Genomic DNA, 14,331 nt, shown 5'->3' on the forward strand with positions numbered 1-14,331 from the left:
TTGTCCTTAACCTCATCCGTGATTGGGGGTACCGTTCGTTGTCCAAAGCCCAACGTTTTCTCCAGCATGACCTCGACAAGCTTTTTCATCTGCTGACAATAAATTAGCCCTACCTTTTTAAGGGGGGAGAATCAAGTCTTAGTCCCCCTTTTTAAGGGGAATTTAGGGGGATCTCCACCCTAGAAGCGTCTCGATTATGACTTTTCAGACATCCCCTTAGTCAGCTACCTATAACTAGAGCTAACGGCTACGAACAAATGACTGAGTAGATTTACTCAGTCATTTGTTCGTATTGAGCAATTTTGCCTTTGACAACTTGATAAAACTACATCAGCCCTGGAGTTAAAGTCTCCGGGCTGGTTTTCATTCTTTTGGTATAACAGAAGTACACATTAAGAGAGATGGGCATTTTGTCAAATAATTGTTATCTTTCGTAATAAGAGCAGAAACAAAACCTGTTCGCCCCCGTCAAGCCTTACTACTTCGTTGCTTCATCTACTAAACAACACACTCACTCTAAAGTCGGAGTTAGCTATGAACCAGCCTATACAACTGTCTCTAGAACAACAATTCAGTATTCGCTCTTTTGAAACTCAGGTGGAGAATATGAGCCGGGAACAGGCTCAGCATTTCTTGGTCAAGCTCTACGAACAAATGATGATGCGCGAAGCGACATACAAGCATCTTCTAAAGCACCAATGGGGCTTAGAGCCAAATGCTCAATTTGAGTAGAGCATCCCGTGTCGCAGTAGGCGACCTCCGTCTCTTGCTTTGTTCCAAGGAGGAAAGAAGCTGGGGATGCCGGGGCGTCAACTTTAGTTCAAGTTTCGATAGAGTGTATCTTTTAAAACTGTTTACAGTTAAAACCGCTACTTATTTTATTTGCTGAAGTACAAGATTAGATTTTTTGATTAGTTTGTTCAATTACGCACTTCAGCAAGAAAGTATTCCGGTCTGGAATTTGGAAGTTGCTTAATTTACACCAATTTTTTAGCTAAAAACTCAAACACTGTTGGTTAGTTTGAGGTAACGAAACTAAAACCTCAACGCATTTTTGAGTGCTAGGTAACAGAGGCGCACGGGCCCAACCTACAATTATTTTTAACTTTTTATCATCCTGAGATATCTGAAGAATAATCTGATGTTTGAATAGATTCAAGCTTGATCAGAATCTTCGGCTTTAACTTCTCAAACTCCTGCTTGAGAAGGCTTTTACTCATCTGCGGTTGGGCTGCTGATACTAAAGTCTGACTGGTATTTGCCCATTCTTGCAGCATTTGGCGTTGCAGAGGGGCAATCGTGGAGGTCATCACATTAGCACAGCGAGGGGGTTCTTCTAGGGCAAAGAACAAAATACGGTAGCACCCGCTTTCGCCTAACTGTCGCACCATTTGCTGACCCATCGGGGTTTTTAAATCTAGGTAGCAAGAGAGCCAACGCGGGCCAAGTTCGCGGTTGTAGAGGGCCGTAATCCACAGCAGCATTGGATGGGGAGACATCAAAAACAGAAACTGGTTGTAGCGGGTGCTGATGACACGATTGTGAATTTCTTGTTTATGCAGCATTACCCAGAGGGTTGCTAAACTCTCTTGGCTAGTGCGAAGCAGATGGGGAAATACAATTTCTGCAATGGGTTTGTTTTTGGGCCAGGAAGTTAAGCGACAGACTTCATCAGCTGAGGGTAGATGCTTGGGTTTAGGCTCAGCGACAACTGGTAGTTTGGATAAAACTGCACCGATGCGCTGACCAAGTTGCCGACCTTGACCAAAGCGTTGTTCTAAAGGTTGTAATGCTTGTAAGACTTGAGCGGCGCTTTGCGGGCGATCGCTTGGTGCTTTGGATAGACAGCTAAGTACCAGATTTTCTAATGCCTTTGGCAATTTCAGATCGGGGTTAACGGACTCAAAGGTTCGAGGGGGCATGAAGTGATGGGCTTTGTACCAACCGCCAAATGAGTGAGTTTCTGCCATTAAGGGCATTTCACCTGTGAGCATTTCAAACATCATCACGCCCAGACTGTAAATATCAGAGCGATTATCAAGTTCTCTACCTTCCATTTGCTCAGGAGAACAATACGCCAGAGTACCCATAAATGAGTTGGTCTGAGAACTATCTGATTGGAGCAGTTTGGCGATGCCAAAATCTAAAATCTTGACCAATTCACCTAAAGTGGTGTCTTGAACGATGGAAATATTGCTCGGTTTAATATCCCGATGAATAATTGGGCAGAGTTCGCCATCTAAAAGGATGCCTTGGTGAGCGCGTTGTAACCCTAAACAAATTTGGCGAGTTGTATTTAAAAACCTCGGCACGGATAGGGGACGATCTCTGAGAACGTCGCTAAGGCTATCTCCTTGCAGAAATTCCATCACGTAGAACGGGATTTCGGTTTCGTCTACGCCATAATCTCTGACTCGGACAATGTGTATGCTTTGTTCTCCTAATACAGCGCAGATGGTGGCTTCTCGCTCGAAGCGATCGCGCATTTTTTGATTCAGCAGTGTCTGGGAGAGAAACTTGACGGCTACGGTGACACCTCCCAGTAACATATCTTTGGCTTGATAAACTCTGCCCATTGCGCCTTTACCTACCAACTCCACGAGTTGATAGCGATTGGCAAGTAAGCGACCATTGTTGGGATCTGGCGTCATAGTTAGGCTCCTAAAACGCGGAGCATCTGTCGGGGAGGGATTGGGGACTGGGGATTGGGGATTGGGGATTGGTGACTGGGGGAGAAGATCAATTACCAATTCCCAATTTCCAATCCAAAATGGTATAACAGCTTTTACCAAAAACCAGGAAGTTTCAAGTCTTAACGACAGGACTTACACCGCATCATTTATTTACCCTAATCCTTCTAGGTAAGGAGGCGAGGGCGTAAATTCTAAAAGATGAAAGCTTAAGGGTCAAGCCTCAAGTCTATAAAATGAAACGGTTATGAGTTTTTAGACAAAGAGCGAGGAAAAACTAGAGGTGGAAATTTACTGGTTGATATTTCATACTTTAATATTTCACACTTTATACTTCACACTTTATACTTTTTGCTGACTGCCCGCACCCCAAAGCGAGTGAGCGATTAAGAATAGTTTGATTCTGGCAGACGCTCTAGGGTACCCTCCATCGTGCTGGTTAAAAAATGACCCGCCATGATGCCACTGGATAGGTAGTAGGTGTTGTCGTTCATCCTGTGCAGGGTTTCAAAGCCACTGCGCCGTTGGCGATCGCCTAATACCCAGTAGCGCTGAACAATGGATTCTGGCGTAACCCAGCCCTCGCCTTCAACGCGACCTAAGACATTGTGCTGTAGGACAAAGGTATATTGGCGATCGCCTGCATCAAAACGCCCGCGATACTGCAAAGAAATTTCCTGGCGATCGGTACTAGGAAAGCTCAGCATTGTCACCATTGTGAACCAATTTTCTCTACCCCAAGCTACTAAGGTTCTGCCTCTCACGGTGATTGGCATCTCGTTGCGCTCCAGCCAAGTTCCCTGTAGCCTCCAGCGTCCTGCCTCCATTAAAAACGTGTGACCCACGCTTGTTTACCTTGCTGCCTATATGAAACACCGCCAGGAACTATTCTTCCGTTGCAGGCAATACGGTTGGGATCGGGAGTGGGTTCAGGGAAGAGTGGGAGAGTGGGAGAACAATTCTTGAACTCAACCTCTGACACTCTCATCCCATGATGCCACCACTTCTAGATATCCAAATTAACCCTATTGCCGTTCCCGGATAAAATTAGATTAAAAGCGGCAAGTAAATTTAGTATAACCGGACTATTGTTACGAATAATCCCATATACTTTTGTGGCTTTATGCCCTCGCTGATTTTAGTATTATTACTCACCAAAGAGAAGAACTGGGATTGTACAGATGCAATAAATCGCGTCTGTTGTTCTGAGTTTTGAATTAATAATTCCTCACATTGCGTCTTTTGAGTTGTGGGGAAGATGGACATCGCCCAGCAGCACTGCTTTATCAGCACCTGTGACTTGGGGAAGGTTGCCGGGAATTCCTAGATTACGCCAGTATGCTAAAACGGCGAAGGCGATCGCTTCTTTAAAATCGGCATTCACACCAGCTTCATCCGTTGTTAACACCGGAACAGGCTCCAGAGTCCTTTGTAGCCTCTGTTTTAAATAGAGATTGCGGCTGCCGCCACCACACAATAACACCTCGTCAGGCATCCGAGGCAGAAAAGTTCGATAGCTGTGAACAATTGACGCAGCCGTGAGTTCAGTCAGCGTTGCCAACAAGTCAGCGCTTCTAAGCTCATAAGCCGAAGCGTCTGCTATACACTGTTGTAAATATTCAAAGCTAAATAGCTCCCGACCCGTAGATTTGGGGGGTGACTGCTGGAAGTAGTCTTGGCTTAGCCATTGGTCAACCAACGCCTTACAGGGAGTACCTGTTGCCGCCCACGCACCGTCTTGATCGTAGGTTTTGCTTCCATTGGTAAAATGCTGCACCGTTAAGTCTAGAAGCGCATTTCCCGGCCCGGTGTCCCAGCCTCGAATGTCTTCTAGCCAGTTGCCCTGACGCGCTGGTAGGTAAGCGACATTACCGATACCGCCGATATTTTGGACACATCGGTGCTTGTTGGGGTGGCTCAATAAATAAGCATCTACTGCTGGCACCATAGGCGCACCTTGTCCACCGACGGCAATATCCGCAGCCCGGAAATTATTTACAGTTGGAATGCCTGTCAGATGGGCAATTAAGGCACCCCGACCTAATTGCAGACTGTACCCCATTTTGGATTTGGGATTTGAGATTTTTTTTAATCCATCTAAAATCGGCAATTCCAAATCGTCTGTGGGCGGACGGTGGTAAACGTTTTGGCCGTGGGAGCCAATTAATTCGGCGGTCGGGTTGCCGTTTTGGATGTTTTGGGCGGCTTGTGCAAAAGCGTATGCGATCGCATCATCTAATTGGGCATATTCTGCCATTGACAAAGATGCCCCGCCACAAACTTCTAGAATTTGCTTTGACAAGGCATCTGGATAAGGATAGGTAGCTCCAGCTAACAGAGTCACTTCTATATCCAAGTTTTTACCAGAAATTTCCACTAAAGCAGCATCAATACCATCCACTGACGTGCCGCTTATCAAACCAATTACGCGCATAATAACAATTTAAAATCTAAACTTAAGTGTTAACTTTATCATTTTTCAGGGATTGCTTAGAATCTAGTTTTTCCGAAGCAATGACGTGCAAATCGATAGTTTTAAGATAGCGCATTAACTGCTGCACAAAAGAACCTTTCCAGAATAACTCCCAACGAGATTTTTGAGAATGTCCTAGCACAACTTGAGTAATGTGGTATTTTTGCGCTACTTCTGCGATCGCTTTCGGTACGTCGGGGCTAGTTACTCGGATAAACTCACCCTCAAATTCCCGCGTAAGCTTCTCACAAGTCTCGATATATAAACTTTCTTCCTTTGTCAAAAAGCGTTCCGGATGAGACACAAAAATGGCGTACAAACGACCTCTCATATAATCAGAAATTCGCGCCCCCCGCCGCAACAATTGCATAGAATTAGGATAAGTTGATACACAGACCAGCACCCGCTCGTGAACGCTGCAAAATTCATCTGTCGGCGTACAAGTAATGGCATCTTCTTCAACGTTGTCCGCCACCTCCCGCAGGGCTAACTCTCGCAACGCGACTAAGTTACGCCGCTGAAAGAAGTTTTGTAAAGCCCTATCTATCTTATCCGGCGAGTAGATTTTCCCCTCTACCAGCCTCTCTTCTAAAGTTTCCGGCGTGACATCAATCAGCACAACTTCCGTTGCTTCTTCCAACAATCTATCCGGGATACGTTCTCGTACCACAACGCCCGTAATTCGCGCCACCAAGTCGTTGAGACTTTCCAGGTGCTGGATATTCACCGTCGAGTACACATCAATACCCGCATTCAGAATTACCTCAACATCCTGGTAGCGCTTCTCCCGTTCAGAACCAGGCACATTAGTATGCGCCAGCTCATCTACTAACGTCAGAGATGGCTGACGTTCCAAAATGGCATTTGTATCCATTTCTGTCAGCGTCATTCCCCCGCGAACAATTGTTTTTCGGGGTATCATCTCCAACCCCTCAGCTTTTTGAGCCGTCTCCTTGCGCCCGTGAGTTTCCAGCAGCCCGATAACAACATCAATGCCTTCCTGTTTAAGCTTGTAGGCTTCTTCTAGCATCCGATAAGTTTTGCCGACACCGGGAGCCATTCCAATAAATATTTTGTGCCTGCCTCGTCGTGGGGGACGAACGTAGGTATTAGACGAGTAAATTGCCATATCACTTTTAGAAATCATAAAAAAAAAGGTAGTTTTTAACTAAAAAAAAAGGTAATCGCTTTTTCCTCATTAGCAATTACCGTTTTTCCAACTTTAGTTTGTTAACTAGGAGATTTTAAATTATCCAGCGCTAAATTTAGCTGAAGGACATTGACTCCTGGTTCGCCAACAATACCTAAGAATCTGCCATTAGTGTATCTGGGAATTAATGCTTGAACCAGATCGACAGATAAAGATCGAGCCGCTGCTACTCCTGGGGCTTGGGCATACGCAGATGCCACGCTGATATGCGGATCTAGACCAGAAGCAGAGGCATAAACTAAATCAGCTGTAGGCTGAATATTAGCTGTTTGAAGCTGTTGGGCTGTTGCTTGCACTCGCTTTACTAATTCTGGATTACTCGGAGCCAAATTGCTTGCACCAGAAATGCCTGTAGGTAGGGCATCTTTTCCTTCGCTGTAGTTTACAGCACTGGGACGACTTATGAAGTATTCATCTGAAGAGAAGCTTTGACCAATTAAGGCAGAACCAACGACTTGTCCCTGCTGATTTTTGAGCAAGCTGCCATTTGCTTGAAACGGAAAGAAAACTTGACCAACCAGTAATATCAGTAAAGGATAAATCAGTGCTGTCAGGAGCCAAAGAATCAAGGTTACTCGAATTGCTCTTATTGCTTCGCGCATAAAAATCTAAACAGTTGCTAATTGCCAATGGCTAAGTAGATGGATCTAATTATTTGTAGGATGGGTAACGCTTAGTCGCTCTACCCATCTTCCCCCATGTCAATGTTTGGTTTCGTTCCTCAACCCAACCTACATTACTACATTACTAATTGTTAAAAACTATTAGTTGCTATCTAAAATTTAGAAGCGTTCGGGTTGGAAAATGACGACAAACAAGTAAACAGAAAGCGTCAGCGTCACCAAACCGAGTGCAGTCAGCCAAAAGGCTTGTCCCCGCGAAATTTCTCCTCCAGTTGCCGCTTGTACAGCCGGGATAATAACTAAATTTAAGCAGATGAGGAGAAACAACTGCCTCGGCAAAGGTTTGCGACGCGATCGCGCAACTAAATAGTCAATTCCTTCTACCACCTCTATCGGCAACATATCGCCCAAAAAACTAATTTTCTTCATCTGAGTTTTCTTCCTTCTTTCTTTGCGTTTAAACCGAAGCACATGGCGAGAGCTAATGGGTTTCATTCCCTTTAAGCCAAACCCACAGCCGCAATCAAAACATCAATCACCTTAATCGCAATAAACGGTGCAATTACCCCACCTAAGCCATAAATCAAAATATTACGTTGCAACAATTGATTAGCCGATAGGGGTCTAAACTTCACCCCAGTTAGCGCCAGAGGAATCAAAGCCGGAATAATCAAAGCGTTGTAAATTAGCGCTGATAAAACTGCCGATTGAGCGCTAGCTAAACCCATAATATTGAGACTGCCAATTCCAGCGGAGGTAAATATTGCGGGAATAATCGCGAAGTATTTGGCAATATCATTTGCTAGAGAAAATGTAGTCAGCGCTCCCCTAGTAATTAACAACTGTTTGCCAATTGTCACCAAATCAATTAATTTAGTGGGGTCAGAATCCAAATCCACCATATTCGCCGCTTCTTTCGCAGCTTGGGTGCCAGAGTTCATTGCTACACCCACATTCGCCTGAGCCAAGGCGGGAGCGTCGTTAGTGCCGTCTCCAGTCATTGCCACCAGTTTACCCGCAGCTTGTTCTCTCTGAATAACGGCGATTTTGTCTTCTGGCGTAGCTTCAGCGATGAAATCATCGACTCCGGCTTCTTGGGCAATTACCTCGGCTGTAATTCGGTTGTCCCCTGTGAGCATCACGGTGCGTACACCCATGCGCCGCAACTGGTCAAAGCGATCGCGTATACCTGGTTTGATAACATCTTTCAGGTAAACGATGCCGTAGATGTCGCTATCTTTGCAAACCGCCAGAGGTGTTCCGCCGAGTCGGGAAACACGTTCGTAAGCTTGATCAAGGTCTGGTGCTAAACTACTGCTTTGCGATAAGGCATCCGCCCCGCTTCGCGAGCGCACAAATCCTTTAATCGCATCCACAGCGCCCTTACGTACCTCCCCCCCATCCGGCAAATCTGTACCACTCATCCGGGTTTTGGCACTAAACTCTAGCCCTTGGGCGGCTTTGCGGTCAAAAACTACACTTGCGCCTAATTTTTCTGCCAGTCTGACGATTGACTTTCCTTCTGGTGTCTCATCAAAAATACTAGCCGCCAAAGCCACTTTCGCCATGTCCAAGACTGAGTGACCGTTAACTGGGATAAACTCCTCCGCTAAGCGGTTTCCCAGTGTAATCGTGCCAGTTTTGTCCAAAATCAGCGTATTGACATCGCCGCAAGCTTCTACGGCTCTTCCTGATGTCGCTACTACGTTAAACTGGGCGACTCTATCCATCCCAGCAATCCCAATTGCACTCAGTAATCCCCCAATTGTCGTCGGAATTAGCGCCACCAACAGGGCAATTAATGTGGCTATAGTAACCGGGTTATTTACGTAGTTAGCGATGGGTGAGAGAGTTGCGACGACAATTAGAAACACCTGAGTTAGAACCGCCAGCAATACCGTCAGGGCAATTTCATTCGGTGTCTTGCTGCGTTCTGCGCCTTCCACCAGCGCAATCATCCGGTCTAGAAATCCCTTACCAGGATCAGATGTTACCCGGAGAGTAAGTTCATCGGAGATAATTTTAGTACCGCCAGTGACGGAACTGGCGATGTCAGAACCGGGTTCCTTGAGTACGGGGGCTGATTCGCCTGTAATTGCTGATTCGTCTACCGACGCGACACCTGCAATTACTTCCCCGTCAGCAGGGATGATATCACCGGAGATAACTTTTATGCGATCGCCTTGTCGCAAAGAAGTCGAGCTTACCTCCTGAATTGAGCCATCATCCGCCAATTTTCGGGCAGTGGTTTCTGATTTAGTCGAACGGAGGGCATCTGCTTGAGCTTTACCGCGTCCTTCTGCTACTGCTTCAGCAAAGTTTGCAAATAATAGGGTAAAGAACAAAATCAGCGTAATCAGACCATTGTAGAGGCGCTGATCCCCAGGAATTGTGCCAAATAAGTTAGGGTCAATTGTCACCAGTGCAGTGATAATGGTGCCAACCCATACCAGAAACATGACTGGGTTTTTGAGCATCAGCCGTGGGTTGAGCTTGACAAAAGCATCCCGAAAAGCTCTCTGGTAAAGGCCTTTAGTATTTGCTTTCGGTGTATGTTTGCGTGAGGAGCGATTCCCTTGCGGTTGGCGGGGGGGTTGGGGTGAAGCCGGATTTTCAGATGTCATGTATGCCAATCCAAGAATTTTAAACGCTATATTAGGCAAAGAAAATCGTTACAGTAGGCGCTTAATTTTTGTTTTTAAGGCGCATTTATTCTGATATCGATAGCCTAAAAATTTGCAAGATTCTACCTTTAAGAGCCGCTGGCAATTTGAAAAGCTTCAGCAATAGGCCCTAATGCTAGAACTGGGAAGAACGTCAGCGCACCTAGAATTAAAATTACGCCAGATGTGACGGCGGTAAATAGCAGGGTATCTGTGCGGAGAGTTCCGGAAGTTTCGGGTACGGGCTGTTTATGAGCCATACTGTCGGCTAAAAGCAGCAGGGCGATCATTGAAATATACCGTCCTGCTAAAATGCTGATACTGGTACTCAGATTCCACCACAAGGTGCTATCTTGAAGCCCTTCAAAGCCAGAACCATTATTAGCAGCGGCTGAGGTGTATTCATAAACTACTTGGGAAATGCCGTGAAAGCCGGGGTTAGTAATTCCAGCAAGGGTATCGGGAAAGGAAAGTGCGATCGCGCTGGGAATTAAAACTGCTATCGGGTGGACAAGTAGCACTACGCTAGCAAGGACGATTTCCCGCTTCTCAACTTTGCGCCCCAAAAACTCTGGCGTTCTTCCTACCATTAAACCTGTCAGAAATACGGTCAAAATTAGGTAAACAAACAAGTAAGCTGTTCCTGTACCTTGACCGCCCCAAACAATTTGCAGGAACATATTAGATAAGGTGGAAAATCCACCAGGCGGCATCAGAGAATCGTGCATTCCATTAACAGCACCGCACATCGTTCCCGTGGTAATGACTGCCCATAATGCTGTTTGAACCCACCCAAATCTAACTTCTTTCCCCTCTAAATTTGGTTGCTGTCCCCCCAAAATATTATTAACTAGCGGATTGCCTTGATACTCTCCAACAGCAGACACTCCAATCAATATTACAAAGATGATAAATACCATCCAAAAAAGCAGCCATGCCTGTTTAATATTCTCCGCAAACACTCCATAGGTATAAATCAACGCCGTTGGAATACAAATCATGGCGATGATTTCTAATAGATTGGAAGCTGCATTAGGATTTTCAAACGGGTGAGCCGAGTTAACGCCAAAAAATCCGCCGCCATTTTCTCCTAACTGCTTGATAATTTCAAAGTGAGCAACTGGCCCTCTACCAATGATTTGAGTTGCTCCCTCCAAAGTGGTTGCAGTTTCTGAGCCTGCCAATGTTTCTGGTACGCCCAAAATAATTAATAGCAAGGCACCTAAAATGGAAATTGGCAGCAATATTCGCGTAATTGCTTGGATAATATCGACGTAAAAATTACCCAGTAATCTGCCAGTTAAACCGCGAATAAAGGCAATTCCCACTGCTAAACCCGTGGCAGCTGAGGTAAACATTAAAAAGCCTAGGCACACCATCTGGCTGAGGTAACTAAAAGTTGTTTCGCCAGAATAGTGTTGTTGGTCGGTGTTGGTCAAAAATGAGATTGTGGTGTGCAGTGCTAAATCCCACCTAGGCGTAGCTAAGTTCGTAGGATTTAAGGGAAGAAATCCCTGAGCCATCAGGATTAAATATACTAAAAATCCCATGACTAGATTTGTGTATAGCAGCGATCGCGCATACTGCCAACCCGTCTGATTCTCTTTACTTCGCACACCCCCAAGGGCGTATATAGCTTTTTCTATCGGTATCATTACCGGGTCTAGAAAGGTTCTCTCTCCTTTAAACACACGTGCCATGTAGCCACCCAAAGCCGGGGTTATTGCTACCACAATCAGTAAGGTTATGAAAATTTGAAAGAAGCCTTGCCACATAAATTAAACCTAGTTTAATCTAGTCTTTAAAACTTTTCAGGTTGATTAGACAAACTTGTTTTTAATCTGCCTAATTTTTATTATGAATATTAGCTAACAAATAGCGCAATTAGATTAAATGTATAATTTAACTAGATATGTATTACTATACCTGCAAGTATAGATTCATTTTTATAGGTAAAGTATATGTTATGTGTTGCCGTTGAGCAGAATATTAAAACTATGGCTGATGAAGAGGTAACGCACCTTAATGACTATCAAAGCAAATCTTATTAATAAAAATCAGCACTCCAATATGCGTTGGCTAATTGCAGGGGCATTTGCTATCTTGATTATGCTGGAATTTTCTACACCTCCAGCCTACGTATTTGGCTACCTTTACATCGCACCAATTTTACTGACGAATTCACGCTTGAGTCGTCCCGCAGCGCTTGCACTCACGCTTTCTGCTGCTAGTTTAACTATCTTCAATTTGTTTTCTCCTAGTATTGAACCGATCCAACCGTCAACGGTAGCAAACCGATTGATTGCAGTGATGGCGTTGGCGGTGACTTGCTGGTTGCTGCATCGCAACCAGCGTTATGAAGAGGCGATGCAGAGACAACAGGCCCAATTGCGATCGCAAAAACAACTGGCAAGTATTCGTGAAGATTTTGCCTCCACTTTGACACACGATCTCAAAACTCCTTTGTTAGGCGCGATTGAAACGATAAAATCTTTCCAATTAGGACACTTCGGTGCTTGTACGCCTCAGCAACAACAAGTTTTGGCGATGATGGTTCGTTCTCACACTTCCACATTACAACTGGTAGAAACGCTGCTGGATGTCTATCGTAACGATACCGAAGGGCTAGAATTGGTGCTTTCACCTGTGAATTTAGCTATCTTGGCCGAGGAAGCGATCGCTACATTGATAGATTTAGCGTCTTCGCGTCGGGTGTATATTACTCTCAGTCATGGTTCAACCGATTTTCGCCGCTTTTTGTGGGTGAATGGAGATGCCTTGCAATTACAGCGAGTCTTCATAAATTTACTCACTAATGGCATTAATCATTCCCCGCGTGGCGGTAAGGTAGAAGTCACACTGGAGTACCATGCTGATTATCAAATTGTGAAAATTCTCGATAATGGGCAGGGCATCACAGAAGAAGAGTTACCCTACCTATTTGAGCGATTTTACCAAGGACATAGCGATCGCATTGCCACAGGATCTGGACTCGGTTTATATCTGACTCGTCAGATTATTGAAGCCCACGGCGGTACAATTTGGGGAGAAAACCAGAAACCACGCGGGGCAATGTTTGGCTTCCGACTGCCTACCTCCCCACCTGCTGGAAATTGAAAATGAAAAATGATAAGTTAGCTTTTTTCGTTTCTCCGACCAAAACTCCAAGACCTTTGAAATGAAACCTTCGCTGCGGATTCTGTTGGTGGAAGATGATGAACTGTTTCGCCTGGGACTGCGGATGCGGTTGCAACAGGCAGGGTTAGAAGTCGTTGGTGAAGCAGTTGATGACGAAACCGCTGTGGAATTGACGAATTGCCATGTACCAGATGTAGTGCTGTTGGATGTGGGACTACCTGGGTTAGGAGGCGTTCAAGCGTGTCGCCAAATCAAACAACGTCATCCAAAAATGCCCATTTTGGTTTTAACTTCTCATTCCCAAAAGCCTTTGATTGAACGGTTAATTGCTGCTGGCGCTCATGGCTATTGTCTCAAAGGAATCGAAGCTGAGGTGTTAATTTTAGCACTGCGTTCAGTCGCCGCAGGTGCCTCATGGTGGGATCAAACGGGTACCGCAGAAATTCGCGCCGCATTTGACGATACACCGACACCAACTTCATCCAAAACCGCTGAACCTTTAGCAAATCTGCTTACCAGTCGGGAGCAGGAAATTTTGGCATTGATTGCCACTGGGAAGACAAATCAAGAAATTGCCGAACGGCTGCATATTGCCTTGGGTACAGTTCGGGTTCACGTCCATGCCATTTTACAAAAACTGGAGGTGCGCGATCGCACTCAAGCCGCCATCTTGGCAATTCAAAAAGGATTAGTAGCCGCAGATTTGTTACTACAAGAATAATTAATCAAGATTCATTTATAGTAGGAGGCTCCCATGACCTCAGCAGAAACACCATTTGCTGTCGGTTTCACCCTTCCCGACCACACCCAGTTACCAGAGTCGGATGGCACATTTGTGAAAAACTTACAAGAACATCCTCAGAGCATTCTACTGACAGACTCTATAGAGCCAGTCTTAGTGCAACTGCATCCCGATAGGCAATACTGCATCGGTCAAGATAGCGGTATCTATTGGCGGATAACAGAACCCCCAGAAAGAGGAGCAGAAGCACCAGACTGGTTTTATGTGCCGAATGTCCCGCCAACTTTGAATGGTAAAGTGCGGCGTTCTTATGTCTTGTGGCAAGAATACGTTGCACCTCTGATTGTGCTGGAGTTTGTCTCAGGGGATGGTTCCCAAGAACGAGACAGAACCCCGATAACTGGCAAGTTTTGGGTTTACGAGCAGGCGATTCGCGTTCCCTTCTATGGCATCTATGAAGTCAATCTGGCACGAGTGGAAGTGTACCAATTAATTAACGGGCGCTATCATGTGATGCAGCCTAACGAGCGCGGACACTATCCCATCGAGCCTTTAGGGGTAGAATTGGGCATTTGGCAGGGTCAATACATGAATATGGAACTCCCGTGGTTGCGTTGGTGGGATCACGAAGGGAATCTCCTGCTCACAGGGTGGGAGCGTAACCAACTGGCAGAAGAACGCGCTGAACGCTTGGCAGAACGGTTAAGAGCAATGGGCGTTAATCCCGATGAGCTAACTTAGGGGATTGGTAATTGCAAGTAGCTAGGAGTTAAGAGTTAATAACTCCTAACT

General features: G+C 45.4%; 12 protein-coding genes. 4 read left to right on the plus strand and 8 right to left on the minus strand.

Going from position 1 to position 14,331, the window contains the following annotated elements; translation table 11 throughout:
- Positions 1-534: 534 nt before the first annotated feature.
- Positions 535-732 (plus strand): NblA/ycf18 family protein, encoded by a 198-nt coding sequence (locus tag H6F74_RS03020; RefSeq protein WP_190422536.1) that lies wholly within the window; start codon positions 535-537, stop codon positions 730-732.
- Positions 733-1,112: 380 nt separating this feature from the next.
- On the opposite strand, the gene H6F74_RS03025 is transcribed toward H6F74_RS03020, so the two are convergent.
- The 8 genes from H6F74_RS03025 to kdpA form a co-directional block, all read right to left on the minus strand.
- Positions 1,113-2,651 carry a serine/threonine-protein kinase gene (locus H6F74_RS03025; protein ID WP_190436108.1) on the minus strand — a complete coding sequence of 513 codons (1,539 nt, stop codon included), beginning with the start codon at positions 2,649-2,651 and terminating at the stop codon, positions 1,113-1,115.
- Positions 2,652-3,076: 425 nt separating this feature from the next.
- The gene (locus H6F74_RS03030; RefSeq protein WP_190422532.1) at positions 3,077-3,535 is read right to left on the minus strand and encodes a hypothetical protein; all 459 of its coding nucleotides are present in this window, start codon (positions 3,533-3,535) and stop codon (positions 3,077-3,079) included.
- Between the two features lie 383 nt (positions 3,536-3,918).
- Entirely contained in the window at positions 3,919-5,127 is a 1,209-nt protein-coding gene (locus H6F74_RS03035) for an anhydro-N-acetylmuramic acid kinase (protein WP_190436395.1), read from the minus strand.
- A gap of 19 nt (positions 5,128-5,146) precedes the next feature.
- Entirely contained in the window at positions 5,147-6,310 is a 1,164-nt protein-coding gene (locus tag H6F74_RS03040; protein ID WP_190436111.1) for a sensor histidine kinase KdpD, read from the minus strand.
- Positions 6,311-6,393: 83 nt separating this feature from the next.
- Positions 6,394-6,975: a K(+)-transporting ATPase subunit C gene (gene kdpC, locus H6F74_RS03045; protein ID WP_190436115.1), complete on the minus strand. Its 582-nt coding sequence runs from the start codon at positions 6,973-6,975 to the stop codon at positions 6,394-6,396.
- A 180-nt stretch (positions 6,976-7,155) separates the two neighbouring features.
- Positions 7,156-7,425 carry a potassium-transporting ATPase subunit F gene (locus tag H6F74_RS03050; protein ID WP_190436118.1) on the minus strand — a complete coding sequence of 90 codons (270 nt, stop codon included), beginning with the start codon at positions 7,423-7,425 and terminating at the stop codon, positions 7,156-7,158.
- Between the two features lie 71 nt (positions 7,426-7,496).
- Positions 7,497-9,620 (minus strand): potassium-transporting ATPase subunit KdpB, encoded by a 2,124-nt coding sequence (kdpB, locus tag H6F74_RS03055; RefSeq protein WP_190436121.1) that lies wholly within the window; start codon positions 9,618-9,620, stop codon positions 7,497-7,499.
- A 128-nt stretch (positions 9,621-9,748) separates the two neighbouring features.
- A complete protein-coding gene (gene kdpA, locus H6F74_RS03060; protein WP_190436124.1) occupies positions 9,749-11,434 on the minus strand; it encodes a potassium-transporting ATPase subunit KdpA in 1,686 nt (561 codons plus the stop codon).
- Between the two features lie 250 nt (positions 11,435-11,684).
- On the opposite strand from kdpA, the gene H6F74_RS03065 reads away from it, so the two are divergent.
- The 3 genes from H6F74_RS03065 to H6F74_RS03075 all read left to right on the plus strand — a co-directional run bounded on the left by H6F74_RS03065 (position 11,685) and on the right by H6F74_RS03075 (position 14,280).
- Entirely contained in the window at positions 11,685-12,776 is a 1,092-nt protein-coding gene (locus H6F74_RS03065; RefSeq protein ID WP_190436127.1) for a HAMP domain-containing sensor histidine kinase, read from the plus strand.
- 61 nt (positions 12,777-12,837) lie between these two features.
- Complete coding sequence (locus H6F74_RS03070) at positions 12,838-13,518, plus strand: response regulator transcription factor (RefSeq protein WP_190436130.1); 681 nt, start codon at positions 12,838-12,840, stop codon at positions 13,516-13,518.
- A gap of 33 nt (positions 13,519-13,551) precedes the next feature.
- Entirely contained in the window at positions 13,552-14,280 is a 729-nt protein-coding gene (locus tag H6F74_RS03075) for a Uma2 family endonuclease (protein WP_190436133.1), read from the plus strand.
- Positions 14,281-14,331 lie beyond the last annotated feature (51 nt).

Origin of the sequence: Trichocoleus sp. FACHB-90, assembly GCF_014695505.1 — a bacterium.
Classification (GTDB): domain Bacteria; phylum Cyanobacteriota; class Cyanobacteriia; order Cyanobacteriales; family FACHB-T130; genus Funiculus; species Funiculus sociatus.

Coding starts and splice junctions, on each gene's coding strand:
- H6F74_RS03020 (WP_190422536.1), top strand. CDS start 535: ATGAACCAGCCTATACAACTGTCTCTAGAACAACAATTCAGTATTCGC.
- H6F74_RS03025 (WP_190436108.1), bottom strand. CDS start 2,651: ATGACGCCAGATCCCAACAATGGTCGCTTACTTGCCAATCGCTATCAA.
- H6F74_RS03040 (WP_190436111.1), bottom strand. CDS start 6,310: ATGATTTCTAAAAGTGATATGGCAATTTACTCGTCTAATACCTACGTT.
- kdpC (WP_190436115.1), bottom strand. CDS start 6,975: ATGCGCGAAGCAATAAGAGCAATTCGAGTAACCTTGATTCTTTGGCTC.
- H6F74_RS03050 (WP_190436118.1), bottom strand. CDS start 7,425: ATGAAGAAAATTAGTTTTTTGGGCGATATGTTGCCGATAGAGGTGGTA.
- kdpB (WP_190436121.1), bottom strand. CDS start 9,620: ATGACATCTGAAAATCCGGCTTCACCCCAACCCCCCCGCCAACCGCAA.
- kdpA (WP_190436124.1), bottom strand. CDS start 11,434: ATGTGGCAAGGCTTCTTTCAAATTTTCATAACCTTACTGATTGTGGTA.
- H6F74_RS03065 (WP_190436127.1), top strand. CDS start 11,685: ATGACTATCAAAGCAAATCTTATTAATAAAAATCAGCACTCCAATATG.
- H6F74_RS03070 (WP_190436130.1), top strand. CDS start 12,838: ATGAAACCTTCGCTGCGGATTCTGTTGGTGGAAGATGATGAACTGTTT.
- H6F74_RS03075 (WP_190436133.1), top strand. CDS start 13,552: ATGACCTCAGCAGAAACACCATTTGCTGTCGGTTTCACCCTTCCCGAC.